At 66.1% G+C, this 24,837-nt stretch carries 18 protein-coding genes and 2 tRNA genes; 8 read left to right on the plus strand and 12 right to left on the minus strand.

Going from position 1 to position 24,837, the window contains the following annotated elements:
- The first annotated feature begins 112 nt into the window (after positions 1-112).
- The 5 genes from GGR40_RS00820 to GGR40_RS00840 all read left to right on the plus strand — a co-directional run bounded on the left by GGR40_RS00820 (position 113) and on the right by GGR40_RS00840 (position 7,407).
- Positions 113-1,210 carry an anhydro-N-acetylmuramic acid kinase gene (locus GGR40_RS00820; protein WP_429274302.1) on the plus strand — a complete coding sequence of 366 codons (1,098 nt, stop codon included), beginning with the start codon at positions 113-115 and terminating at the stop codon, positions 1,208-1,210.
- Between the two features lie 154 nt (positions 1,211-1,364).
- Complete coding sequence (locus GGR40_RS00825; RefSeq protein WP_429274303.1) at positions 1,365-4,088, plus strand: TonB-dependent receptor plug domain-containing protein; 2,724 nt, start codon at positions 1,365-1,367, stop codon at positions 4,086-4,088.
- Between the two features lie 114 nt (positions 4,089-4,202).
- A complete protein-coding gene (locus GGR40_RS00830; protein ID WP_429274304.1) occupies positions 4,203-5,768 on the plus strand; it encodes a sodium:solute symporter in 1,566 nt (521 codons plus the stop codon).
- A 13-nt stretch (positions 5,769-5,781) separates the two neighbouring features.
- Positions 5,782-6,672, plus strand: coding sequence for an N-acetylmuramic acid 6-phosphate etherase (locus tag GGR40_RS00835; protein WP_429274305.1), 891 nt, complete (start codon positions 5,782-5,784; stop codon positions 6,670-6,672).
- Positions 6,673-6,678: 6 nt separating this feature from the next.
- A complete protein-coding gene (locus tag GGR40_RS00840) occupies positions 6,679-7,407 on the plus strand; it encodes a GntR family transcriptional regulator (RefSeq protein WP_429274306.1) in 729 nt (242 codons plus the stop codon).
- A 28-nt stretch (positions 7,408-7,435) separates the two neighbouring features.
- On the opposite strand, the gene GGR40_RS00845 is transcribed toward GGR40_RS00840, so the two are convergent.
- The 7 genes from GGR40_RS00845 to GGR40_RS00875 form a co-directional block, all read right to left on the minus strand.
- On the minus strand, positions 7,436-8,467 hold the full coding sequence (locus GGR40_RS00845; RefSeq protein ID WP_429274307.1) for a c-type cytochrome: 1,032 nt from the start codon (positions 8,465-8,467) through the stop codon (positions 7,436-7,438).
- Positions 8,464-9,057 (minus strand): cytochrome c oxidase assembly protein, encoded by a 594-nt coding sequence (locus GGR40_RS00850; protein WP_429274308.1) that lies wholly within the window; start codon positions 9,055-9,057, stop codon positions 8,464-8,466. The genes GGR40_RS00845 and GGR40_RS00850 overlap by 4 nt, the downstream gene beginning before the upstream one ends.
- A complete protein-coding gene (locus GGR40_RS00855; protein ID WP_429274309.1) occupies positions 9,054-9,434 on the minus strand; it encodes a hypothetical protein in 381 nt (126 codons plus the stop codon). Before GGR40_RS00855 ends, GGR40_RS00850 begins: the two co-directional genes overlap by 4 nt.
- Positions 9,431-11,953, minus strand: coding sequence for a cytochrome c oxidase subunit I (gene ctaD, locus GGR40_RS00860; protein WP_429274310.1), 2,523 nt, complete (start codon positions 11,951-11,953; stop codon positions 9,431-9,433). Before ctaD ends, GGR40_RS00855 begins: the two co-directional genes overlap by 4 nt.
- Positions 11,950-12,897 carry a cytochrome c oxidase subunit II gene (gene coxB / locus GGR40_RS00865; protein WP_429274311.1) on the minus strand — a complete coding sequence of 316 codons (948 nt, stop codon included), beginning with the start codon at positions 12,895-12,897 and terminating at the stop codon, positions 11,950-11,952. Before coxB ends, ctaD begins: the two co-directional genes overlap by 4 nt.
- Before the next feature lie 91 nt (positions 12,898-12,988).
- Positions 12,989-15,256, minus strand: a complete 2,268-nt coding sequence (locus tag GGR40_RS00870; RefSeq protein ID WP_429274312.1) for an acyl-CoA dehydrogenase — start codon at positions 15,254-15,256, stop codon at positions 12,989-12,991.
- A gap of 67 nt (positions 15,257-15,323) precedes the next feature.
- The gene (locus GGR40_RS00875) at positions 15,324-16,022 is read right to left on the minus strand and encodes a murein L,D-transpeptidase catalytic domain family protein (protein ID WP_429274313.1); all 699 of its coding nucleotides are present in this window, start codon (positions 16,020-16,022) and stop codon (positions 15,324-15,326) included.
- 348 nt (positions 16,023-16,370) lie between these two features.
- On the opposite strand from GGR40_RS00875, the gene GGR40_RS00880 reads away from it, so the two are divergent.
- A complete protein-coding gene (locus tag GGR40_RS00880) occupies positions 16,371-18,452 on the plus strand; it encodes a TonB-dependent receptor domain-containing protein (RefSeq protein ID WP_429274314.1) in 2,082 nt (693 codons plus the stop codon).
- An 18-nt stretch (positions 18,453-18,470) separates the two neighbouring features.
- Here the strand turns inward: GGR40_RS00880 and GGR40_RS00885 are convergent, their stop codons facing one another.
- From GGR40_RS00885 to GGR40_RS00905, 5 genes are all read right to left on the minus strand, one after another.
- Positions 18,471-19,757: a methyltransferase domain-containing protein gene (locus GGR40_RS00885; RefSeq protein WP_429274315.1), complete on the minus strand. Its 1,287-nt coding sequence runs from the start codon at positions 19,755-19,757 to the stop codon at positions 18,471-18,473.
- Between the two features lie 125 nt (positions 19,758-19,882).
- Positions 19,883-19,959 (minus strand) — tRNA-Pro (locus GGR40_RS00890).
- A 431-nt stretch (positions 19,960-20,390) separates the two neighbouring features.
- Positions 20,391-20,466, minus strand: a tRNA-Ile gene (locus GGR40_RS00895).
- Between the two features lie 81 nt (positions 20,467-20,547).
- A complete protein-coding gene (locus tag GGR40_RS00900; protein ID WP_429274316.1) occupies positions 20,548-21,552 on the minus strand; it encodes a polysaccharide deacetylase family protein in 1,005 nt (334 codons plus the stop codon).
- Positions 21,553-21,590: 38 nt separating this feature from the next.
- Entirely contained in the window at positions 21,591-23,591 is a 2,001-nt protein-coding gene (locus GGR40_RS00905) for a histidine kinase (protein ID WP_429274317.1), read from the minus strand.
- 271 nt (positions 23,592-23,862) lie between these two features.
- On the opposite strand from GGR40_RS00905, the gene GGR40_RS00910 reads away from it, so the two are divergent.
- Together GGR40_RS00910 and GGR40_RS00915 are read left to right on the plus strand one after the other, a co-directional pair.
- Positions 23,863-24,324, plus strand: a complete 462-nt coding sequence (locus tag GGR40_RS00910) for an Lrp/AsnC family transcriptional regulator (RefSeq protein WP_429274318.1) — start codon at positions 23,863-23,865, stop codon at positions 24,322-24,324.
- The gene (locus tag GGR40_RS00915; protein ID WP_429274319.1) at positions 24,324-24,794 is read left to right on the plus strand and encodes a hypothetical protein; all 471 of its coding nucleotides are present in this window, start codon (positions 24,324-24,326) and stop codon (positions 24,792-24,794) included. The genes GGR40_RS00910 and GGR40_RS00915 overlap by 1 nt, the downstream gene beginning before the upstream one ends.
- Positions 24,795-24,837: the final 43 nt, after the last annotated feature.

Genomic DNA, 24,837 nt, shown 5'->3' on the forward strand with positions numbered 1-24,837 from the left:
CACAAGTGGCATTAAATTGGTTTTGTCATTAACGCCGATGGTGTTACCCGATCATACAGTGAGCGCTTACCGGACTTTCGGGACGGCAGCGTGTCGGTGGGAGGCAATGCTGATGCTGGTGCTGGGATTCATGAGCGGGACGTCGCTCGATGGCGTGGACGCTGCGCTAATCGAAACGGACGGAGAGGAAATCGATTCGTTCGGTGCCAGCTTCCTCTCGCCATTTTCCGGGGAAGAGCGTGCGACGATAGAGCGCGCGACCGCAGATGCGCTGGCGTGGAATGGCCATGGCCCCCGTCCGCAGACATTCGCTGCGGCGGAAGACGTCGTCCATGCCGTCCATGTTCGCGCCGCTCGGGAAGTCATGTCCAGGGCAGGGCGCCGGCCCGATCTGGTCGGGTTCCACGGACAGACGGTGCTCCATCGGCCGGACCGTCGGCTGTCGATCCAGTTGGGCGATCCGGCCCGTCTCGCCGACGCCTTGGGCATCGACGTCGTGGCGGACATGCGGCAGGACGACCTTGCCGCAGGCGGGCAGGGCGCGCCGCTGGTCCCGGCCTACCATGCCGCTCTGGCGCGGCGGCTGGGACTGGCCGGGCCGCTGGCGTTCCTCAATCTGGGCGGCATCGCGAACGTCACGTTCATCGGTGCCGACGGCGAAGTGCTGGCGTTCGATACTGGCCCTGCGAATGGCCTGATCGATCAGGTTGTGCAGGCGCATGGAGCAGGGCGCTATGACGATGGCGGGCGCTTCGCGGCGGCAGGGAGGGTCGACGAAGCCGTTCTCGCCAAGCTACTTTCGCACGGGCATTTCCGGGGACAAGGCCCGAAGTCGCTTGACCGCTACGACTTTCCGCTTGAATGGGCCGACGCCTGTTCGCTGGAGGATGCGGCGGCGACGCTGACGGCGTTCACGGCGGAATCGGTTGCGCTTGCCACGCGCCATCTGCCGGACGTGCCTGCGGTATGGATCGTCTGCGGCGGCGGGTGCCACAACCCGGTGCTGATGCAGGCGCTGGCCGATCGGCTGGGGGATTGCCGCAAGGCGGACGACATGGGGCTGCGCAGCGACTTCATCGAGGCCGAGGCGATGGCGTTCCTCGCGGTGCGCAGCCTGAAGGGACTGCCGCTGACTTATCCCGGCACCACGGGCGTGGCCGCCCCGTTGTCTGGCGGCACACTCTGGCAATCCCGCATTGTGCTGGCTTGATATAGAACCAATAGAATACCGGTACTTTACAAAGTGTGACAGGTATGGTCTGTGGCGCAATCCAGCCGCAAGCCGCCGAGTCTTTCGGGTCGCGCCACAAGATAATCAGGCGGCGACTGGGTTCAGGGAAGTCGGAAATATGAAGGGAAAGCCGATGGTCAAGTTTCACAGGAATGCCGTGGGCGTCGCCGCGCTCGCCGTCGCGCTGGTCAATGCGCCTGCCTCAGCGCAGTCTGCCGGAGCGGCGGACGCCGGGGCGGATACCAGCGCGGACATCGTCGTCACCGGCACCCGCATTTTGCTGCCGGGCGTGAAGTCCAGCAGCCCGATCGCCTCCACCTCGGAAGAGCAGATCAGGCTGCAGGCAGCCCAGACCATCGAGGATTTCTCGACCAAGATCCCGCAGCTGTCGGGCGGCGTGCGCCAGGGTTCGCAGGGCAGCGACGCATTCGGCGCGCAAGTGCTTGAACTGCGCAACTTCGGCCAGAGCCGTTCGCTGGTGCTGATCGATGGCACCCGCGCAGCGCCGTTCAGCTTCCGCAATTCGGTAGATGTGAACTCCATCCCCGCCTCGCTCATCAAGCGTACCGACGTGCTGACCGGCGGTGCCGCTGCGGTGTACGGCGCCGACGCAGTCGCGGGCGTGGTGAACTTCATCCTCAACGACGACTTCGAGGGCCTGCGCGCCAATGCGTCCAGCCGCCTGTCGACGCGCGGCGGTGCGCAGTACGGCGGCTCGATCATGCTGGGCACCGGCCTTGGCGATCGCGGCAACCTGGTGATCGCGGCGGACTACACCCAGCGCGACCTGATCCGCGCCGGCCAGCGCGACTGGGCGGAGACGCCCAACCAGACGATCCCCAGCATCGGTGGCGTCTTTACCGACGTGGCCAGCGGCCGCCGGTTCGGCTTCACCGACAGCGGCGCCTTCACCACCAGCCCGTCCGCCACGTCGAACGTGTCGAGCCAGTATCCGCTGATCTCGCCGCTGAAGCGCATCAACGTCGCCGCGCTCTACAAGTACGAGATCACCCCGCAGGTCGAAGTCTATGGCCGCGCGATGTATACCAACACCCGCACGACCGAGACCGGCACTCCGGGCGCGACGCCGGTTTCGGTGAACCGCACCGTCTCGATCAGCGAAAGCAACCCGTTCCTGACCGACGCGATCCGCAACCAACTGACCTTCGTCAACGGCGCGGCGCAGGTGAACGTGGCGCGTTCGCTGTACGAACTGGGCCTTGTCCAGTACCGCACCGAGCGCAACACGCTGCAGTTGCAGACGGGTCTGCGCGGTCCGCTGACCAGTGCGATCAAATGGAACGCCTATGCCCAGTATGGCCGGTCCACCGAAAACACGCTGATCACCGGCGACGGTCTGGTGGCCAACAATGCGGGCGCCAACAATTTCGCGTCCATCGTCAATACAGTGAACATCTTCGGGCCCAATGCCAGCGGTCTGGCCGATGCGCTGGGCACGCCGATCAACGGCTTCAACCGCAAGCGCGACCAGTTCGTCGCCGCCGCCACCCTCAGCGGCACGCTGGAGGAACTGTTCTCGCTGCCCGCCGGCCCGATCGGTTTCGCCATCGGCGCAGAGTATCGCCGCGAGACTGCCGACATCGATCAGGACACCGCGCTGCTCACCGGTAACACGTATCGTCAGGGCGTGCAGGCCGCCTACAGCGGATCGTTCGACGTCAAGGAGCTTTACGGCGAAGTGCTGGTGCCGGTGCTCCGCGATCTGCCGCTGATTCGCAAGCTGGACGTGGGCGGCGCCTATCGCCTGTCGGACTATAACCTGTTCGGCACCCACGGCACCTGGAAGGTCGAGGGCAACTGGGAAGTCGACCGCAACCTGCGTGTTCGCGGCACCTACCAGCGCGTCCTGCGCACCCCGAACTTCGGTGAGTTCGCAGGCGGCGTGTCCTCTCTGCCGTTCAGCAATCTGGTGACGGTGGATCGCCTGAAGCCCCGTTATGGTGGCGATCCGTGCGTGCTGGGCACCGGCAATGCAGAGCAGTGCGCCCGCTTCGGTGCGCCTGCGGTGGGTTCGGCGAACTCCAATGCGGCCAGCTATCTGACCGGCAACTACTATTACGGCGGCAACCCGGACCTGAAGCCCGAAACCGGTTACACCACCACGGCAGGCGTGGTCATCACGCCGACGTTCGTGCCGGGCCTGACCGTCACCGTCGACTGGTACGAGCTGGACCTCAAGGGCGCGGTCGGCGTGATCCAGCCGATCGCCGCCATCACCAGCTGCTATATCACCAACCCGACGGCGGGTAACCCGCTGTGCGGTCTGGTCACGCGCAACGCGGACGGCACGTTCGCCGATGCCTATGTGAACAACCAGAATCTGGGACGTCTGCTGCAGCGCGGGCTGGACATCTCGGCCAGCTACACGCTGCGTCAGGACTGGCTGCCGGGCGAGGGTCTGCGCCTGAGCTATCAGGGCAACATCGTCACCTCGTATAAGATCCAGGCGAACTCCACCGTCGCCGCGATCCAGTGCAAGGGCACGTTCGGCGCCACCTGTTCGAGCGACGGCACCACGCTGGTTCAGCCTGACTATCGCCACACCGTGGGCGCTGGCCTGCTGTTCGACAAGGGCGTGATCCAGTTCGACTGGCAGCGCATCGGCAAGGTGCGTTCGAGCACCGCCGGTTCGGCCGAGACGCTGAAGGCGCAGAACACCTTCGACCTTTCGGCATCGTATGACTTCGTCGAAGGCATCACGATGACCGCAGGCGTCTACAACCTGTTCGACAAGAACCCCCCCATGGTGTCCACCGGCGGTGTCTTCAACACCTTCCCGGACACCTACGACATCCTCGGGCGCACGATCGGCCTTTCGCTGACCGCGCATATCTGAGGAGCATTCCCCCCCTGACGGCGCGCCCGGCCAACTCTCCTCCGGCCGGGCGCCCGTCTTTTCTTTCGGTATTTCCAACCCCGCGCGGGCAACTGCACTACGGAGACTATCGCGATGACGCTGCCATTTTCCATGGCGGACTGGCTGGTGATCGCCGCCTACCTCCTGCTGCTGGTTGCGGGCGGGTGGATATTCACGCCGCGCAAGACCGCTTCTGCGCATGACTATTTCCTTGCCGGCGGCAGTGTGCCCGCTTGGCTGGCGGCCATATCGGTGCTGTCGGCGACACAGTCCGCCGCGACCTTCCTTGGCGGGCCGGACTATGGCTACCACGGCGACCTGACGTATCTGAGCGGCAACATCGGCGGGCTGATCGGTGCGATCTTCGTGGCGCATGTGATGATCCCGCGCTTCTACGCTATCAAGGCGACGACCGCCTACGAACTGCTGACGCTGCGGTTCTCGGAAAAGGCGACGCGGTGGGCGGGCGGCATGTTCCTCGTAGGGCGCGTGTTTGCCGGCGGTGCGCGGGTCTATCTTGCGGCGATCGCGCTGGCGATGGTCATCACCGGCACGGTGGAAGCGCAGGGCATCATGATCGCCGCTGCGGTTCTCATCGTGGCAAGCGTGCTGTTCACCTTCGTCGGCGGCCTGAAATCGGTGCTGTGGAACGACCTTATCCAGTTCGTGGTCTATCTGGGGTCCGCCATCGCGGTGCTGGTGTTCCTGCGCCTGTCGATCCCGGCTTCCAACGCCGAGATCGTGCAGGGGCTGATGCATACGCCCGAGGGCGTGAACAAGCTGAAGCTGTTCGATTTCTCGATGGACCTGTCGCGTCCGTTCTCGATGCTGGCGATCGTGCTGGGCCTCTCGCTGCTCTACATCGCCAATGCCGGGATGGACCAGGACACGACCCAGCGCCTGCTTTCGTGCAAGGACGCGAAGACCGGGGCGCGCAGCCTCTACCTTTCCGTGCTGGCCACGGTGCCGACGGTGGGCATGTTCATCGTCATCGGCCTGCTGCTTTACGTGTTCTACGACAGGCCCGACCTGATGGGCGGCGCCACCGCCGCCGCAGGCAACCAGTTCGGCGGCGAGAAGATCAGCATCTTCATGCACTACATCCTCACCCAGCTGCCGGGCGGTCTGCGCGGGCTTGTCACCATCGGCATCTGCGCGGCGGCAGTGGCGACCACCAATTCCGCGCTGAACGCGATGTCTTCGGTGCTGGTGCAGGACTTCTATCGCCCGTGGAAGGAAAAGCGCGCAAACCCGCCGGAACATCACTACGTCACGGCGGGACGCGCCGGCATGGGCGTGATTGGCCTTGCGATGTTCGTGATGGCGATCGTCTCGTTCTACTGGCAGCGCTATACCGACATGGGGTTGCTGGAATTCGCGCTACAGGTGATGGTGTTCACGTATGCGGGGCTGCTGGGCGTCTACTTCACCGCGCTGTTCACGGGGCGCGGGACGACCGGATCGGTAATCGCGTCGCTGATCGTCGGGTTCGTCACGGTACTGTTGCTTCAGCCGGGTATCGCCCGCGTCATCGGACTGCCGACCGCGCTGAGCGGCCTGTCGTTCCCTTTCCAGCTATGCATTGCCACCGTGGTGGCCTTCGTGGTCTGCGCCGTACCTGCCGGTTCCGGCAGGACGATCCCCGCGACCGCCACTTGATCCAGGGTACCCCATGAAAACCGAAGCGCTCGATCCCCGTTACCGCGACCTCGACCTGTGGCCCACTGCGCTGGCGGTGGACGCCATGCTGGAAGGGCAGATGGCCGCGGTCGCCGCGATCCAGTCGCAGACGCAGGCCATCGCCGCCGCCGCAGAAGCTGCCGCCCTGCGTCTGGGCGCAGGCGGGCGGCTGGTCTTCGTCGGGGCAGGAACCTCGGGCCGCCTTGCCGTGCAGGACGGCACCGAACTTTACCCGACCTATGGTTGGCCGATGGAGCGCATGGTGTTCCTGATGGCAGGGGGCACCGATGCCCTCACCGAAGCACAGGAAGGCGCGGAGGACGATGTCGAGGCAGGCCGCGCCGACGTGCTGCGCGCCGGCGTCGGTCCGAACGACGTGGTGATCGGTGTCGCCGCCAGCGGACGCACGCCCTTTACGCTCGCCGCGATAGAGCAGGCGCGTGAACTGGGCGCGCTCACCATCGGCATCGCGAACAATGCCGGTTCCGCCCTGCTGGACGCCTGCGGGCATCCGCTTTGTGCCGTCACCGGCAGCGAAGTCGTCGCCGGGTCCACCCGCATGAAGGCGGGCACGGCGCAGAAGGCGATGCTCAACCTGCTGTCCACCGCCATCATGATCCGGCTGGGGCTGGTCTACGAAGGGCGCATGGTCGCCATGCGCATATCCAATGCCAAGCTCTTGCAACGGGGCCGCGGCATGGTTCAGGATATTGCAGGGGTGGACGCCGAGGTGGCGGCACGCGCCCTCGACGCGGCGGGGAACGAGATCCGGCTGGGCGTGCTGGTCGCTCTCGGGCAATCCGTGGCAGAGGGGCAGGCGCTGCTCGACCGGGCGGGCGGCGACTTGCGCCGCGCCCTGTCGATGCGGAAAGGCCAAGGCTGAACGACGATGCGTGACATTGCCTGGACCCGCCCTGACGAAGGGACGCCGCTGTATCTGCAACTGGCGCGTTCCCTGCGCGAGCATATCAGCAGCGGCGGCATCGATCCGGGCAGCGCGCTTCCGTCGGAACGTGACCTGAGCGAGATGGCGGGCCTGTCCCGCGTCACGGTGCGCAAGGGCATAGAGCAACTGATCGACGAAGGCGTGCTGGTCCGCAAGCAGGGGTCCGGCACGTTCGTCGCCCAGCGGATCGAGACTTCGGGCGGCAAGCTCAGCAGCTTCAGCGACGAGACGCGGCAGCGCGGCGAGGCGCCCGGCGTGGTCTGGATCAACCGGACTTACGCCCAGCCGACAGAGGAAGAGGCGGCGGCGCTGGACGTGTCGCCCACCACGCGCGTGGCCCGGCTGGGCCGGGTGCGCCTGGCTGGCGGAGAGCCGCTGGCGATAGAGCACGCCGTGATCCCGGCATCGTTCCTGCCCGATCTGGATGCGCTGCAGGACTCGCTCTATCAGGCGCTGGACCACCACGGGTTCCGCCCCAGTTCGGGCACGCAGCGCGTCCGCGCATCGCTTGCCACCCCGACGGAGGCGGGCATCCTCAGCATCAAGCAGAACTCGGAAGTTCTGCGGATCGAACGGATCACGCGCATACCGGATGGCCGGATCGTGGAATTCACGCGCTCCGTCTATCGCGGCGACCGCTACGAATTCGTGACCGAACTCAAGGATATCTGATCGCGCGGCTTGGGGGAATTGGGGGGCCTCACCGCGTTTCGGCGGCGAGCGCCCGGGCCAGATCGTCGATCGCCTCGTCAGGGATGCGGCGCGCGATGACCGCCATCGGATCCTGCGGCTTGTGCGCGTCGATGACGGTTTCCTCGCCCTGCCAGTGCCGCAGCCGTTCGGCCAGATAGTTCTGGCGCTGCCCGGCGATGCGGGGGGCGGTGCCGCCTTCGCGGTGGCAGCGCGCGCAGGCAGGCAGTTGCGCCTCCGCAAGACCATGCGCGGCGATGGGATGAAGCGGGGCCACGTCCCTGCGGGGCAGTCCGGGCAGGCTGGCGTAATAACGCGCGGCGGTGTCGATCTCCCGGTCGTCCAGCGCGGCTGCAGCGGTCTGCATCACTGCGCTGGCGCGCCCGCCGTCGCGATAGCGGCGCAGCGTGGCGGCCATATAGGCGGCGTCCTGCCCGGCCAGGATCGGCACGTCGCGCTGGTTCCTGCCAGACCCGTCCGCACCGTGGCAGCCGGAGCAGCGGGCGATGACGGGCGGTGCCGCTGCCGGTGCGTCCTGCACCGTCAGCGCCCGGTACTGCGCCGGGGTCATGCTGGACAGGCGGCGCACGAAGCCGACCATGCGGCGCACCTCGTCGTCGCGCCCATCCGCCGCCCACGCGGGCATCCCGGTGTACTTGACGCCGTGGCGGATGATCCAGAACAGTTCGCGGTCGGTGTAGTGGCCCGCCGTCTTCGCCAGATCGGGCGCGGGGGGCGTGGCCGCCTGCATCACCGGCGAAGGCCGTTCGCCCGGAGCGCCGTGGCACACCTGGCACGCCTGCCGGAAATGCCCCGCCGCGCTGACGAGGCCGGTGTCGTCGCGCACGTCCCTGGGCGTTTGCACAGCGCTGTAGGTGCGGGCGGAATTCTGCATCGTCCAGTGCAGGAACCAGTCGGTGATCTTCCAGTGCCCGGAAGAAGCCGCGATCGGCACCAGCCCCGCAGCGGCGACGCCAAAGCCCAGCGTCACCAGAGCACTCAGCGCCAGTACGGCGCGGCCGATCGTCACTTTCACCATCATGCCGATGCGCTCCTTTCGCCGCGCAGGAGAGTGGCCAACAGCGCAAGGCCGCCCAGCAGATACCCCGCGCCGCCGATGACGAGCATTATCACCCCGCCCAGTTGCTGGTCCGACAGCGGATCGAGGTGCGCGGCATGGTGGTGCATCGCGCCGTAGAGGGGGCGCGGTGCAAGCCCCACCAGGACGCCCAGCAGGGTCATGTGCATCGAGGTCAGCAGCATGGCACCGATCCCGGCGGCACGGCCCGGCCGGTGCGTAGCGGCGCTCCACAGCAGGATGCCCGCAGCAAGGAAGCTCAGTTGTTCCAGCGCCGTCAGCAGGATGGACCCGTCCGCCGCGTGGCGCAGCGCGGGCAGGTGCCAGCCCCATACCGTGACCAGTTCCACCAGCATCATCGCCATCGGCGTGACGGTGCGCGGCCAGCGCCGGGTGGGGTCGGCGCGGGTTCCGGACAGCCCTACCGCCACCAGCGGGGCAGCCACGGCCACGGCGATCATGTGCGCGGCCATGTGCCCGCTCATGCCCAGTGGGGCCAGAGCCCAGCCTGCGGGGACGAGGCCCGCGCCAAGATAGAGCGCGCCGCGCTTCACCGGCAGTCCCCGATGAACGCCACCGGTAGCGCCGTGAACAGCACGCCCACGAAGCTGAGGCCCGCGAGCAACAGCGTGGACATGGCAAGAAACCGCAGGCGGTCCGCTTCGGTGCCCTGTTCGTGCGGGGGCGGATCGCCGGTGGTGCGTTGCTGCTTCCACGCGATCCAGCCGGACAGCGCGATCACTAGCAGCGCCAGCACGGTGCCGGCCACGAACAGCAGCGGGAACCGGGCAAAGGCGCCCGCCTTGGCGCAGGAGATGGCCGCCCACAGGTAGGCGAACAGGAAGTGCGCGGCCCACACCGATGGCGGGACGATCAGCGTCCACAGCGTGACCCGCAGGCGTTCATGCCACTTGCGCCGCTCGTCCGTCATGCGACCTCCGGGAAAAGGCCGATGGTGAGGTACGTGACCACCACCGTCAGCGCGAAGAAGTGCATGTAGACGGTGACGTTGCGGATGTCGGCGTCGTGGCGGGGCGTCATCCGTCCGGCCAGGCTGCGCGCAAGGGCATAGCCGAGCATGATCGCCGCTACCCCGCCATGCGCCGCGGTCCAGATCGCCAGCGTCCAGACGATGGCGGGATAGCTGTGCGTCTGCGGGTCCATGCCGGACAGCCACGGCCCCGCAAGGCCCGCGAACACGCCCGCAATGCTGCCGACGAAGGCCAGCGCTATCAGCGCACGTGCGGCGCCAACCCGGCTTCGGGCATGGACTTCGCGCGCGGCGATCGTCGCCAGCCAGCTTGCCACGCCAAGCGCCAGCGCCACCATCGGCCAGAACACGCCGGGCGCATCGGCCATGGCGGCGGGCGGGAAATCCTCGTGCCGGGTCCAGAAGAAGTAATATCCGAAGACAAGGCCCGAGAACGCGGTGGCATCGGCCATCATCGTGATGAACATCGCCCACCACCCCGGCGCCGCATCGCCCGAAATGTAGAGCGGCAGTTCCAGCCCATGGCCGATCGGCTTGCAGGGTTTTTCGGGGATTTGCGCGGTGCCCGTCCACAGCCATGTCAGCACCAGCCCCAGTGTGGCGCCGCCGGAAACCAGCGCGGCCCAGTAGAAGTGGTAGGTCGTCAGGATGAACACGCCGCCCAGCGCGATGGCGGTCAGCATCGGCAGCACGCTGGGGCCGCCAAGCCGGATCACCGAGACGGGGCGCGCGTCCAGCACTGAGGTGATGATCGTTTCGCGCCGACCTTCCTCTGCGTCGGGCAGGAAGAAGCGGCCTTCGTCCACCTTGCGGACGAAATCCTGCTGGTCCCAGATCGGATAGCGGCTTTCGATCAGGGGGATGGAGCGGATGCCCCAGTTCTCGTCCTCCGGATGGGCCAGCCATTCCAGCGTGCCCGCGCCCCAGGGATTGCGCGCGGCCTTGGTGCGCCACGGCGAACGGCACAGGTCCAGCACGATCACCGCGACGCCCGCCGCGATGATGAAGGAGCCTATCGTGGAAGCCATGTTCAGCCCGCCAAGGCCCAGTTCTGCCGGATAGGTGAACACGCGCCGGGGCATCCCCTCCAGCCCGGACAGGTGCATGGGAAAGAAGCACAGGTTCGCGCCGACGAAGATGAGCCAGAACGCCGTGCGGCCCAGCCGGTCGGACAGCTTCTTGCCGGTCACCAGCGGCCAGTAGTAATAGAGCCCGGCGAACAGCGGCATCAGCGTGCCCCCGATCAGCACGTAATGCAGGTGCGCGACGACGAAGTAGGTGTCGTGCGCCTGCCAGTCGAACGGGGCGACGGCCACCATCACGCCGGTCAGCCCGCCGATCACGAATATCGCAAGGCTGCCGGTGGCGTAGAGCAGCGGCGTCGACCACGTCACGCGCCCGGCCCACAACGTCACGATGAACACGAAGATCTGCACTGCCGTCGGGATTGCCACGGCCTCCGAAGCGGCGGAGAAGAACGCGAGACTGATCTTGGGCAGCCCCGTGGCGAACATGTGGTGCACCCACAGGCCGAACGACAGGAACGCCGTCCCCACCGCCGCCAGCACGATCCACGGGTAGCCCAGCAGGTGCCGCCGCGCGAACGTGGGGACCAGCATCGCGAACAGCGCGATCGAGGGCAGGAACACGATGTAGACCTCCGGGTGGCCGAAGATCCAGAACAGGTGCTGCCACAGCAGCGGATCGCCGCCCCGCGTCGCATCGAAGAACGGCCAGTCCAGCAGGCGTTCCATCTCGAACAGCACGTCGCCTGCGATCAGCGGCGGGAAGGCGAACAGGATCATCACCGCCACGACAAGGATGTACCACGCGTAAAGCGGCATCAGATTCAGCCGCATGCCCGGCGGGCGGCACTTCAGCACGCCCACGATCAGTTCCACCGCCGCCGCGACGGACGATACCTCGATGAAGGACAGGCCCAGCATCCAGATGTCCGCGCCAAGGCCGGACAGGTCGGTGCGGGTGGTCAGCGGCGGGTACATGAACCAGCCGCCATCGGGCGCGGCATCGAAGAAGATCGAGCCGGACACGAAGACCCCGCCGATCAGGAAGGACCAGTACCCGAAGGCGGACAGGCGTGGGAACGGCAGGTCGCGCGCGCCCAGCAGCTGCGGCAGCAGGATGATCGAGACGGCCTCGAACATCGGCACCGCGAACAGAAACATCATCACCGAGCCATGCAGCGTGAACAGCTGGTTGAAGGTGCCGGGATCGATCAGGTCGTTGTCGGGCACCGCCAGCTGCGTGCGCATGATCAGCGCCAGAACGCCCGCGAACAGCATGAAGGCAAATGCGGTCAGGACATACCACACGCCGACCTGGTTGTTGTTGGTGTCCGTCCAGCGCAGGAACAGCCCGCGCGGCGGCTCCCACACCTGTCGCAGGCGTTCTTCCTGCGCGCGGCGCAGCGCAAGGTCGTCCTGATCGTGCAGGCTCATCGGGCGTCCTTCAGCCAGCGCGCGATGGCAAGCGCGTCTTCGTTCGACATGTGGGTATAGGCGGGCATGCGGGTGCCGGGCTTGAAATGCCCAGCGTCGCGGACGAAGGCGGCGGTATTCGCCACGGTGGGGGCAAGGATGCCTGCGCCCAGCGTCTGGCGGCTGGCGTAGGTTCCAAGGTCCGGGCCGATCCCGCGCGTGCCGTCCAGCGTATGGCAGGCCGCGCAGCCATTGGCGGCGAACAACTCAGCCCCGCGCCCGCCCGACCGCGTGGCCGGTTGGCGTGCTGCGGCCAGCCAGCGGTCGAACGCGGCCGGCTCCATCGCGATGACGTCGAAGGCCATCAGCGCGTGGGACAGGCCGCAGAACTCCGCGCAGACGCCGCGATAGGTGCCTGGCTTGTCCGCCTTCACCACCAGCCGGTTCACGCGGCCCGGGATCATGTCCATCTTGCCCGCTAGGCCGGGTATCCAGAGGCTGTGGATGACGTCCGTCGCGGTCAGTTCCAGCACCACCGTGCGCCCGACGGGGAGGCGGATTTCATTGGCGGTGACGAACGGCGCACCGCCGCCGGGTCGGTAACCGACCCGCCACCAGAACTGCTCCCCCTCTACCTGTATGCGCAGGTCGGCGTCACGGTCGGGCAGGGGGCGCATCGCGGGAAGCACCCATAGCAGCAGCGCGGTCAGCACCATCGTCGGGATGATCGCGCCCAGCCACATCACCAGCCGCATTCCGCCCGCATGGTCCAGCCGGCCTTCAGGCGCGCGCACCGCCATTATGAAGGCCGCCGCCACGCCCGCGGCGATGACCAGCGCGCCGATCACCAGCACCAGCGTCATCGTCGCCGTGTCGCGCGCCTCCACCCCGAACGGGGCAAGGGCGGACTGATGTCGGTTGCAGCCTGCGAGCATGAGCGCGCAGGCGATGATCGGTTTTCGCAAGATGCCCGTTCCCTGTGTTGCGCAAACAAACGCACGACACGAGGGAGGGTTCGGTGAAATGTCCGTTACAAAGGGTTTCTGCGAACGTGCCCTATTCCGCAGCCTCCTGCCGGGGCTCTGCCGCCGAGTGGCGGGGCAGGTCTTCCGGAGCGAAGTCGTCCACTGCGATCACATCCGCGACGGCGGCATCGGCTTCGCGCAACTGCTCGCGCTCCTCGGCAGAGATCAGCCCGGCCGCCAGCGCCTTGTCGGCGTCGCGCAGGCGGGCCTCCTTCATGCGGTCATGGATGGGCTGCGTGGCCACCGTCTTGCGGAACGCCTCCGTCAGCCGCGCCACGGCCTCCGTCCCGCCGTTCGTACTGGTTTCCGCACCGATGTAGACGTTCTCCACCAGCCGATCGCGCGCGGGGCAGGGGTCGAGCAGGATCGCGGCGCAGCGCCGCACCGTGCGGTCGGACGGACCATGGCGGCGGCGGCCATGCGGCATCACGAACAGGCGCAGCATCCAGCCGACGGGGCGGGCCGGGAAGTTCTCGATGATCTGGGACAGGCTCTGCTCTATGCTGGCGAACCCGCTTTCCATGCACCAGTCGAGGAGGGGCAGGTCGTCGTCCTGCCGTCCTTCATCCTCCCAGCGCTTGAGCGCGCCCGACAGCATGTAGAGTTCGGACAGAACATCGCCCAGCCGCGCCGAAAGCAGTTCGCGCCGCTTCAGTTCGCCGCCCAGCGTCAGGAACGCGATGTCGGACATGAAGGCGAAGGCGGCGGCATAGCGGCTCATCTGGCGATAGTAGCGCGTCGCCTTCCCGGCGCGGGGTGCGGGGGCGAACAGGCCGCCGGTCCAGCTGCGGGCAAAGGCGCGGATCGCCGTCTTCAGCGCATGGCCCGCGTGCTTCCACACCACCCGATCGAAATCGGCCAGCGCGAGTTCGCGGTTCGCTTCGCCCACGGCGCGGATTTCGTCGAGCAGGTAGGGGTGGGAGCGGATCGCGCCCTGGCCGAAGACCATCAGGCTGCGCGTCAGGATATTGGCGCCTTCCACGGTGATGCCCACCGGGATGGCGCGGTATTGGCTGCCCATGTAGTTGCCGGGGCCGTCGATCACCGCCTTGCCGCCGTGGACGTCCATCGCATCGTTGATGACCGTGCGCATCCGTTCGGTGGCGTGCAGTTTCAGGATGGAGGAGATAACGGCGGGATGATTGCCCTGATCCAGCCCGGCGCAGGTCAGCCGCCGCGCGCCGTCGAGCAGGTAGGCATTGCCGGCGATCCGGGCCAGCCGCTCCTGAATGCCCTCGAACCGGCCGATTGGCAGGTTGAATTGCGAGCGAATGCGCGCGTAGGCGCCCGTTGCGTGGGCAGAGAATGCGCCCGCCGCCGCCGCCATCGAGGGCAGCGAAATGCCGCGCCCCGCCGCCAGCGCGCTCATCAGCATCTTCCATCCCTGACCGACGCGGTTCGGCCCGCCGATCACGCTGTCCAGCGGAATGAAGACGTCGTGCCCTTCGTTGGGGCCGTTCTGGAACGTGTGCATCGAAGGAATGTGCCGCCGCCCGATCTCCACGCCAGGCAGGTCGGTGGGGACAAGCGCGACGGTGATGCCGATGTCCTCCCTGTCACCCAGCAGTCCGTCGGGATCACGCAGCTTGAACGCAAGGCCCAGGATCGTCGCCACCGGGCCCAGCGTGATGTAGCGCTTGCGCCAGTTGAGGCGGATGCCGAGCACTTCCCGGCCCTGCCACTGGCCTTTGCAGACGACGCCTTCGTCGGTCATGGCGGCGGCGTCCGATCCGGCTTCGGGGCTGGTCAGGCCGAAGGCGGGAATCTCACGCCCGTCGGCAAGGCGCGGCAGCCAGTGGCGCTGCTGTTCGTCGGTGCCGAAGCGCAGGATCAGCTCGCCCGGCCCCAGCGAGTTGGGCACCATCGCCGTCACCGCAGCGGATACGGAGCGGGTGGCGATCTTGCGCACGATCTCGCTGTGCGCGAAGTTCGAGAAACCAAGACCGCCGTGTTCCCGGGGGATGATGATGCCGAAGAACTTTTCGCGCTTCAGGTAATCCCAGGTTTCCGGCGACAGATCCTGCGTCTCCCAGGTCATGCGCCAGTCGTCGATCATGGCACACAGCGTTTCCACCGGCCCGTCCATGAACGCCTGCTCTTCCGCCGTCAGCGTGGCGCGCGGAACCGCAAGGAGGGCTTCCCAATCGGGATTGCCGGTGAACAGGGCGGCGTCCCACCAGGTATTGCCCGCGTCGATCGCCTCGCTCTCAGTCGCGGACAAGGCGGGCATCGCGGACTGGACGAGCGAGAAGACCGGGCGCGTCAGGGCTTCGCGGCGGACGGTGGTGGCAATCGACATGGCAGGCTCCTTCTCCAGACCGGACAACGCACGAACGCGCTGCATGATCCGGATAGGAGGAGCCGCCTCAGGCGCGGCTGGCGAAGATCATGCGGCCTTTGCCAAGAAACGAGAACACGTCGTCCAGCTTGTTTTCGCCGACCGCGAAGCAACCCTGGCTGCGGCCCAGCTTGCCATGCGCCTTGATCATGTCGTCGTTGGCGTACCACGCGCTGTGCACCACCACGGCGCGATCGAGCGCGTTGTTGTTGGTCGCATCAAGCCCGATGAGGCGTTGCGAGCGGCCGTGCTTGCCGACGTAATAGTCGGACGTCAGGAAAGCGCCTTCACTGGATGCGTTCGATCCGAAGGCGTTGGAGAATTTCTCCAGCAGACCGGTGTGATGCGGGTCGGACCCCGAACCGTGCGCGACGAGAAGCTGCGAGGCCTTGCCATTCACCACGTCGAGGAAATGCAGCCGCGGTTGCGAAGACGGCACCGAGAAGTCGACGATGGCGATGCGGTCGGTCGCCTTGATCAACCGCGAATGCCGGTCGAGCGAGGCGAGGGCCTTGCGCAGCAGCTTTGGATCGACCGACGAGAATGCCGCCCCGGCGCGTCCAGCGGCAACGTCCCCGCCACCGGGCGCGGCGGGCAATGTGGGGCGCACGGCAAGCGGTGCGCCCACGGGTTTCGCAGGCGGCGTCAGGCCCAGCGGCGATCGCCCGAACGGGACGGGAGCGGTTTGTGCAAGCACGCCGACAGCCGCCGTCGCTCCGGTGGCCATGAGAGCACGCCTGCTCAGTCGAGAGGAGTGGTCGTTCATAAGCGCGATATGGGGCGCCGACGCCGATTATGAAGCGGGAAAATCAGGTCCAGCGATAAACCGTGCATTCGCTGCGCTTCATGCAAAATCCGTCGCTTGAACGCATGCTGGCGCAGGGCGCTGCCGTGAATATCGCTTATTCATTCGCGAATGTTGCAAATGCGAATACGTGGCGATAGCTGACGCGAACCATTCGCAATAGCAAGTGGAAGCGTCGTTACGGGCGCGGGGTATCACGACAAGTCAGGGCGTGGGTGAAGACCGTTCGGTTTTGGCCGCGAGCACACTTGTCCAAAATCGGGGGTTTCATTGTCACGGTTCCGTAAGCGCATTCTCGCCACTACGTCTCTTGTCGCCGTTTCTCTGGCGCCGCAGCACGGGTTCGCCGCCTCCGAGGCGCAGGCGGGCAGTTCCTATTCGCGTGAAGATGCGATCCCCGACGACATCGTGGTGTCCGCCACCGGCTACGAACTCAACGTCAAGGATGCGCCTGCGACCATTTCCGTCATTACCGCTGACGAGATCAAGCAGCGGTCCTATACCGACATCACCGACGTGCTCATGAACGTGCCGGGAGTCCACATCCAGGGCGGCGGCGTCGAGCAGTCGGTCATGATCCGTGGCATGAGCGCCGACTACACGCTGTTCCTGATCGACGGAAAGCGGATGCAGGACAATCAGGCGTTCGGCCTCAACGGCCAGCAGGCAGGGACGCCGATCAACTTCCTGCCGCCGCTGGATTCGATCGAGCGGATCGAAGTCATTCGGGGCCCCGCATCCTCGCTCTACGGGTCGGATGCGATCGGCGGCGTCATCAACGTGATCACCAAGAAGGTCATGAACGACTTCGGCGGCAGCTTCACCACCGAATACATCAAGGCCGGTCCCGGCAACGACGTGACCAACGACGGGGTCAACGCCAGTCTGGCGCTGAACGTGCCGATCGTGCGCGACCGCCTGTCCCTCCAGGTCACCGGCGGGCTGCGTTATCAGGACGAGGCGGACTATGTCGGTGGCGACGACAGCGCGGCGGCCGACCCGGAGTTCAAGCGCCGCAACATCGGTGGCAAGCTCAGCTTCCGGCTGGACAGCGCCAACACCTTCACCGCAGGCGCGACGCACACGATCCAGGAACGCACCGCGACCCCCGGCAAGAGCATCGCCGCCACTGACGACGCCACGTTCAACAAGACCGTGCGCGACAACTACTTCGCCACCCACGAAGGCACCTATGGCGCCGTTGTCTGGAACAGCTACGTCACTTACGACACCTCGAACAACCCGACGCGGGTGAATGCGACCACCGGCAACGGCATCACGTTCGACACGCTGGTGGCGAACACCCAGGCGGCGCTGTCGCTGTCGCGGCACAAGATCGTCGCGGGCGCCAACTATTTCCACGAAAAGCTGAAGGACGGGGCGACGAACGGCCTCAACCTGCCGGGCTTCGTCGTGCCGACCGATGTCATCACCATGGACCGTAAGCAATACGCCGGCTTCATCGAGGACAACTGGGAGATCATCGACGACCTCTCGCTCCTGCTGAGCGGTCGCTACGATCACAGCGACAGCTTCGGCGGCCGGTTCAGCCCCAAGGCCTATGCGGTGTTCGACGTGACCGACGCACTGACGATCAAGGGCGGCGTCACCAGCGGCTACAAGGTGCCCAGCCTGCGCATGGCCGCGACGGACTTCGGTTCTACATCCATGGGCGGCGTCATCATCGGCAACCCGGACCTGAAGCCCGAAAAGACGGTGAACTATGAAATCGGCGTCAGCTATGCCCACCGCCCGGCGGGGATCTCCACCAGCCTGACCGCCTACAAGAGCGACTTCAAGGACAAGCTGCTGCGCACCGGGCGCATCTGCGCGCAGAACGTGACGTGCGAATACGGCGGCGTCACGTACCCGGCACACCAGTTCGGCTATACCACATATGTCAACGTCGATACCGCCGAACTGAAGGGCGTGGAATGGACGCTCGACTGGCGCGTGCTGAACAACCTGCGCTACCGCCACAGCTACACCTATTCGCAGACTGAACAGACCTCGGGCGCCAACGCGGGCAAGCCGCTGAACGACGTGCCCGAACACATGTTCAACGCTTCTGTGGACTGGACGGCGACGGATGCGGTCAAGGTCTGGGGTCAGTTGAATTATCGTGGACGGACTTCGGGGCGCACCACCAATTCAAGCGGGTCGGGCACCAACGATTTCCGCTATCCGCCCTACACGTTCTACAATCTGGGCTTCGTCATAGAGGCGAAGAAGGATGTGCGGATCAACCTGGGCGTCTACAACCTGACCAACAAGCAGGTGACGCCGGAAGACGGGTTTGCCTACATCCTCGACGGTCGCCGGTTCAGCGCATCGCTGAGCGTCGATTTCTGATCCGCGATCGGGCGGCGCTCAACCGGGCGCCGCCGTCGCGCAATCGGGCAGGACGGAAAGGGCGAGGCCGTTGCGCGCGAGCCAGCGCGACAGTCTCTCCACCTGATCGCTCGCCGGGCGGGGCTGCTGCAGCGCGGGATGCGCGATCTGCTGCATCATCAGCAGTTGCAGCGCCTGCAGCAGTGCATCGGCATCGCCCGCGAAAGCAGGCAGGACGAGCAGGTCCGCTCCCGTCGCAGCCCCTCGTGCCAACTTCTCCAGCAGCGGCGTGAACACGGATTCCGGTCCGGTGATCGGGCCGATGGGCGTCTCGAACGTGACAGGCCCGTGGCGGGGCGCTCCCGGCAGCGCCTTCATTCGAAGTGCGCGCAAGTGCGCCATAACTGTATCGCGGCTGGGAGGTGCGGCCTCCTTCTGAAACAGGTCCATGCGCTGATGGGCGTTGCGGGCCATGTCCTTGAGCGTCTCTGCCAGTGCGGGTGCGGCAGTCCGGCGGACCAGTTCCTGCATGCGGCCCGGCACCGACAGCGACACATCCAGATTGGCGAACACGTCGGCACTGCCAATGAGGGCAAGGCCCGCATCACCCACTGTACGATGAACATCCACCGAATGCTGCGGGTGCCAGTGGTCGGTCAGGAATTCATGCGCGATGTCGGCAGGATCTCGCCGCGCCATGTTGGCCAGATGCTGCAGCATGGCAGGCCGCTGCGCAAACAGCCCGGCCTCGGCAACCTGCTTCAGCAGGGCCATGCCGGTCTGTGCCCTGCGCGGCGACGGCCCGGGCAGGTGATGCGCGCAAAGATTGAGCAGGTGCTGAAACTGCAGCATCTCGGTGGAGCCGGGGTGGCACATGTAGTGCAGATAAAACAGCCCCTGCGGCTTCAGCCCGAGCGCCGCGCAATCCAGCAGCGCTGCCTGATGCTGCGGCGCGATCCACGACCATGCGCCGTGACAGGTGACGTAGTCGAACTGCCATTCGTTCTGGCGGGAGAAGGTGGCGAAGTCGGCATGGATGAACTCCACGTTGTCGATGCCGCACTCGCGCGCCGCATCGCGCGCCAGCCGCAGGTGCTCTTCGTTGAAGTCCACACCCGTGAAAAGCCCGTCCGGTTGGCACGCTGCCGCAACCAGCAGATTGACGCCGACGCCGCACCCCAGTTCACACAGCGCGATCGGCCCATCGGCATCGGGCGCCGCAAACCCGCGCAGCCCCGCCACGGTCGACAGCCAGAGCGGCTGCATCTCCTTGTAGAAGAACGCAGGATAGCCGACGTCGCAGATATAGCCGTCATTCCAGGTCAAACCCGGCGCCCTTTCATGGAAGTGTTTCGCATTGGCGAATAGGGGCGCGAGTTGCCGGTTGTAAATTACCGGGAATGGATAACGCCTATGCAGAAGCACATGTCGTCTTGACCATGTGGGAAAGTTGGTCGGGGAGACAGGATTCGAACCTGCGACATCTTGCTCCCAAAGCAAGCGCGCTACCGGGCTGCGCCACTCCCCGACGCACGAGCGCCCTTAGGTTTTGGCGGTGCGGGGCGCAAGCGCTTATTGCGACCCTTAGCGAATTATCCGGCGGTCGCAGCGTTTGGGAGAACGCAGGGGTTAAAAATATGCAATAAGTTCGGTTAGCTGATGCGACGGCCGCCATTAGCGAATATCCAGTAGTCATGATCTTCTGGAAAGACATCGGCGCTATACTGGGGCGGCTTTGGGTGCGGATCGGCGGTGCTTGTCCACACGCCAGCCATGATTGTACGCCCTTTTCTTATTCGTGCGAACCATGCAGGCGCGATACGCGCGAACAGATATTCTGAATGAATATCAAACGTGCAGTTTGACTCGCCCGGGCGTTGTTACGACGCTCTTCCTGCATCCTGAAACTACTTGGAACGGTAGCGCTGCGCCTGGCCTTCCAGGTTGCTCGGCAAGGGGTGGTGGGCCCGGCAGGATTCGAACCCGCGACCTAGCCGTTATGAGCGGCCAGCTCTAACCGCTGAGCTACAGGCCCCCATGCCGGTCCGACATCATCATCGACGATGGCCGGATGCCAGCGCGTTAGCTTGGCGCGCGCGATCAGGCAAGCGCCGTTCTATGTGCCTTTCACCATGTTCATGATTTCGCCCGCACTTGTCGGCCTGATGCCGCGCCGTTGCAGGTGCGCGAACAGCGTGCGCCACCAGTCGTAGAGCGCGTCGAGATCCGCTTCGGAGCGCACGTAAGGCGTATGTCCGATCGCCAGCGAGGGGCTGTGGAAGGAGAAGACCAGCACCGGAAGGCCTTCGTCGATCGCGATGTCGACCCCGCGCAGGGCCTCCTCGTCGGTGATGCCCTCGGGCGTCAGCGGGATGCGTTCCAGCAGGCCGGTGCGCGCCAGAACACCGCGCATCGACGGCGCGCGCCACAAATGCGGGTAGATGACGTTGCCCATTTGCCGAAGCGGCCCCCAGTAGACAGTCGTCAGCGGCAGTTCGAGCAAGCGCCGCTGCGGGTCGGCCCAGTAAGGGTGCAGCGGATGGTTGCGATAGTTCGGTCCACCGGTTCCGCTGTAGTCGAACCGCGCACGGACCGAAGTGTCTATGGCGATGCCGTTCTCCAGCAGGATTTCCGCCGTGCGCGGGCCCAGACCATAGCGGCCGGCGCGGTAGATGCGCGGCGCGACACCGAAAGCATCCTCTATCCGGTCACGCAGGGCGGTCAGCTTCTGCCGTTCCAGCGCAAAAGGCAGATTGCCGGCGTAGCTGTTGCGTTCGGTCACGTCCTCCTCGAACGGCGGGTTCACCCAGGGGTGAAGCTGCACGCCGACTTCAGCTGCACCGCGTCGCACGGCATCGCCGATGGCCTCGGGCGCCAGCGCGGAATCGGCCACCGGCCAGTCGATCAGATAGGACGGGATGACGCCAAACCCCTCGCAGAACTGCTGGAACTGGCGCAGGGCGGGAACGGTGACGACGCCGTGCTTTTCGCGGTCGAGCGGGGCCGACCAGTCGAACTCCTCCTCCGTATCGACGGTGACGATGAAGCGCTGCCCGAAGCCTTCGGGGAACGCAGCGCGTGTTTCCCTTCCGGGCGGTTCCAGAAGGTTGGGGCCTGGCAACTGAACTGTTCCCTCCTGGGGTCGCATCCCGAAGGCGTCTACTGCGAGAATGCTGAAGAATTCGTAGTGTCGGTTGTCTTTTCCATGCCGGATGCCGGCAGCGAAAGAACCAGCGCGTTGTCCACGCGGACCAGGCTGCCGCCCGCCGCCGCCGCTTCTGCCGTGGCCAGGCGCAGGGTGAAGCCGATGCCGAACATTCCTGCCGCGAGCGACTGGCCGCGCTCTGCCGGAGCCGTGTCGAACAGGGCGTCGCCTTCGCGTTCGGCAAGAAGGGCGGGCAGGGCGACGGTCAGTTCCACCAGCGCGCCGCATTCCACCCAGCCAAGATCGAGCATCTCGCCCGGCGCTGTGGATCCGGCGAGCGCGGCGAACAGGCGCCAGACCATGCGCTCCACGTCGGCGCGGGCGTTGTTGACGGGCAGGGTGGAGGCGGAAGGATCGGCCGCGAGCGCAAATCCGCTGCCGCGCGGCCCGGTCCACGCATGCAGCCGCACGATGGTCTGCGCCAGCACGCGGGCAAGGTCGCACTCGCCTTCTTCCAGCGCCAGTGCCCCCGATTCGAGCCGTACCAGCCGGTCCAGCTCCTCGAACCCGGCAAGAATATGCGCGCAATCGCCAGCAATGGCGGCAGCCAGCGCGCGGTATTCGTGCGGGGCGGGACCGTAGAGCTGCTGCTGGATGATCTCGGCAGCGACCTGGATGGCGTTGGCGGGGGTGCGCAGTTCGTGCAGCACTTCGCGCATGCGGTCGGCCTCGGCGTGGCCGCTATCTTTCGCGATCTCGGCGGGTGTGGGGCAGGCGGGACGACGCAGGCGACCGCAATAGCCGACGAAACGGCCATGCGTGAACCGGGGCGCCGCATCGACCTGCCACAACCCGCTTACCGCAGGCGCGCCGGTGATATTGATGTGCCGCCCGCGCAGTGGCAGGCGCTGGCGCAGGGCATGGGCAAGGTCGCCGAAGCCGGGATCGTCGTGTGTTCCGGCAGGCTGCTGGCCGGCGATGTCCAGCCCGGCGATCGATGGCGCGTCGGGGCCGTCCGCCCAGTCGATGATGCCGCGGGTGTCGGTAGTGAAATCGATCGAGGTGGCAAGCCGCTGCGTTGCGGGCAGCACGTCACCCAGAGGCAGGCGCGGCGAATCAAAGCGGCTGGCGGCGGTGTGCGCCTCTACATGGGTGCGGGCTTCGCGTGCCTTGCGAAACTCCTCGATACGGCGAACGATGGCCCCGATCCCGGCGTCGCGCGGGGGAGTTACCATCGGAGCGGGGGCGGGGACCGGCGTCGGAGCCGCTACAGGGGCGGCTGAGGAGAAGCGGTGCTGGCCCGCGCGCGCGCGCGCCCATTCGCTGAGCGAGGTTGGCGGCAGCGGATCGTCGGCCATGTTCAGCAGATCGAGGACGTCCGGCGATATGTCCTGATCGACGGCAATGTCGCCCGTCGGCTTGCGCAGGCGCGCAGGCGACGGTTCGGGGATCGAATCCTCGGGATCGGGTTCGGGCCAGTCCGACTGTAGAACGGGTGCCGGCGCAGATTCGGGCTGCGCGGCGGTGTCCGGCTCGGCATCGAACGTGCCGCCCGGCGGCAGCGCCCGGTCCTGTACGCCCAGCCGGTCCAGCAGAGCCTCCACCGCAGGCGAAAGGTCACGCCGATGGCGCAGGATGCCCCGCGCGCGCACCGGCAGGCGCGGGATCAGCGACAGCCAGCCAGCATCGTCGAGCTGGGCAGCGGCGATCCCGGCGCAGGCGACGTCCGGCTCCGCTTCGGCCAGCCACGCCAGCAGGCGCGGATTGGTCATCGGTTGCAGCGGCGTGCGCAGCAGGCGGGCGCGGTCGGCAGGCGGGATCACGCGCCCCAGCTGGGCCAGGCGGGCAAAGGCGGCCTCTGTCGAATCGCTGCGTGCGGCATCATCGGCATCGTTGGCCGCCGATTCGGGCGCATGGCCCAGGATGTCGACCAGCTGCCTGAACTGCACGCGCGCCAGTGCCCCGCCGGAAGGTGGCAGGCGCAGGACCGTGGCAAGGCGATCGTCGAAATGCATTCCATCTCCAGGCACGCGAAATGCGGCTCGGGGTTACGTGGCAGAATCAGTCCTATGGCCCGGTGATGTTTACCATAAGGAAAACGCCGGGTCGCTTTTTCGTACAAAGAGGCCGCCAGAACGAAAGAGGCCGCTGGACGCCCTCTTTGTACCGTTGCAAAGCGGGACGATTACGCTATGGCCTAATATTATTACAGCGCACTGGCTTTTTCGGTGGGGATGTTGCAACACGCTGGCTCGAATCGCGCCTGCGCGGGGATATTTTTGAAACATGATCAATCTCGATGAAATCGACCGTCGCCTCCTTGCGGAGCTGCAGGACGAAGGTCGCATCACCAACGTGGAACTGGCCCAGCGCGTCGGGCTGACTGCGCCACCGTGCCTGCGCCGCGTGCGCAGCCTTGAGGAAGCGGGCGTGATCCAGGGCTATCATGCCGATCTGGACGCGTCCAAACTGGGCTTCACGATCACCGTCTTCGCGCTGGTCAGCCTGAAAAGCCAGGCCGAGGAATCGCTGCGCGCGTTCGAGGACCACATGAAGGGTCTGCCCGAAGTGCGCGAATGCCATATGCTCAACGGCGAGATCGACTTCATCTTGAAGATCGTCAGCCGCGACCTGCAGAGCTTCCAGGAATTCCTCACGAGCAAGCTGACGCCCGCACCCAACGTGGACAGCGTGAAGACCTCGCTGACCATTCGCACTGCCAAGAGCGTACCGGGCGTTCCGCTCTGATGCGATCGAAACGCACGCCGCTGCTGCTTGCGGCGGTGGCGGTGCTGCTGGCGGCGAATATCTGGTGGTTTACCCGCGCCCCGGCAGAGCATGAGCCCGACTTCGTTCTTGCTGCACGTACAGAGGGCGTCCGCCTGCCCGGCGCGGCGATCGCACAAGTGCCCGCCTATGATACCCGCAACGACGGATGGACGGTGCAGGGCAAGACGGCGGCATCGCTGAATGGCTATCTCCGTCGTGACAACGACCGTGCACTGGAGCCTTATCTTCCCGTAGCGCTTTCGCCGCACGCCAGCACGCAGGACTTCCGGGCCATGCTGGCGTCGCTTGTTGATCGCGGCATATGCAGTTTTGCGCTGGTGCAGGCGACGGGCGATCGGCAGGAGATCGCGGCGACCGTGCAGCACATCGTATCGGTTCGCGATGCGCGCGGCGCGAACAAGTCTTGCAAGGTATCCGACGCCAGCTGAGGGGGCGCTTAGACAAAGCCCCCCATGCGGTCTGCGGCCTGGC

Origin of the sequence: Novosphingobium gossypii (assembly GCF_050433305.1) — a bacterium.
Taxonomy (GTDB): Bacteria; Pseudomonadota; Alphaproteobacteria; order Sphingomonadales; family Sphingomonadaceae; genus Novosphingobium; species Novosphingobium gossypii.

Bases quoted from the DNA above. Each gene is read 5' to 3' on its own strand.
- GGR40_RS00820 (WP_429274302.1), top strand. From the start codon at position 113: ATGCTGGTGCTGGGATTCATGAGCGGGACGTCGCTCGATGGCGTGGAC.
- GGR40_RS00825 (WP_429274303.1), top strand. From the start codon at position 1,365: ATGGTCAAGTTTCACAGGAATGCCGTGGGCGTCGCCGCGCTCGCCGTC.
- GGR40_RS00830 (WP_429274304.1), top strand. From the start codon at position 4,203: ATGACGCTGCCATTTTCCATGGCGGACTGGCTGGTGATCGCCGCCTAC.
- GGR40_RS00835 (WP_429274305.1), top strand. From the start codon at position 5,782: ATGAAAACCGAAGCGCTCGATCCCCGTTACCGCGACCTCGACCTGTGG.
- GGR40_RS00840 (WP_429274306.1), top strand. From the start codon at position 6,679: ATGCGTGACATTGCCTGGACCCGCCCTGACGAAGGGACGCCGCTGTAT.
- GGR40_RS00845 (WP_429274307.1), bottom strand. From the start codon at position 8,467: ATGATGGTGAAAGTGACGATCGGCCGCGCCGTACTGGCGCTGAGTGCT.
- GGR40_RS00855 (WP_429274309.1), bottom strand. From the start codon at position 9,434: ATGACGGACGAGCGGCGCAAGTGGCATGAACGCCTGCGGGTCACGCTG.
- ctaD (WP_429274310.1), bottom strand. From the start codon at position 11,953: ATGAGCCTGCACGATCAGGACGACCTTGCGCTGCGCCGCGCGCAGGAA.
- GGR40_RS00870 (WP_429274312.1), bottom strand. From the start codon at position 15,256: ATGTCGATTGCCACCACCGTCCGCCGCGAAGCCCTGACGCGCCCGGTC.
- GGR40_RS00875 (WP_429274313.1), bottom strand. From the start codon at position 16,022: ATGGCCACCGGAGCGACGGCGGCTGTCGGCGTGCTTGCACAAACCGCT.
- GGR40_RS00905 (WP_429274317.1), bottom strand. From the start codon at position 23,591: ATGCATTTCGACGATCGCCTTGCCACGGTCCTGCGCCTGCCACCTTCC.
- GGR40_RS00910 (WP_429274318.1), top strand. From the start codon at position 23,863: ATGATCAATCTCGATGAAATCGACCGTCGCCTCCTTGCGGAGCTGCAG.
- GGR40_RS00915 (WP_429274319.1), top strand. From the start codon at position 24,324: ATGCGATCGAAACGCACGCCGCTGCTGCTTGCGGCGGTGGCGGTGCTG.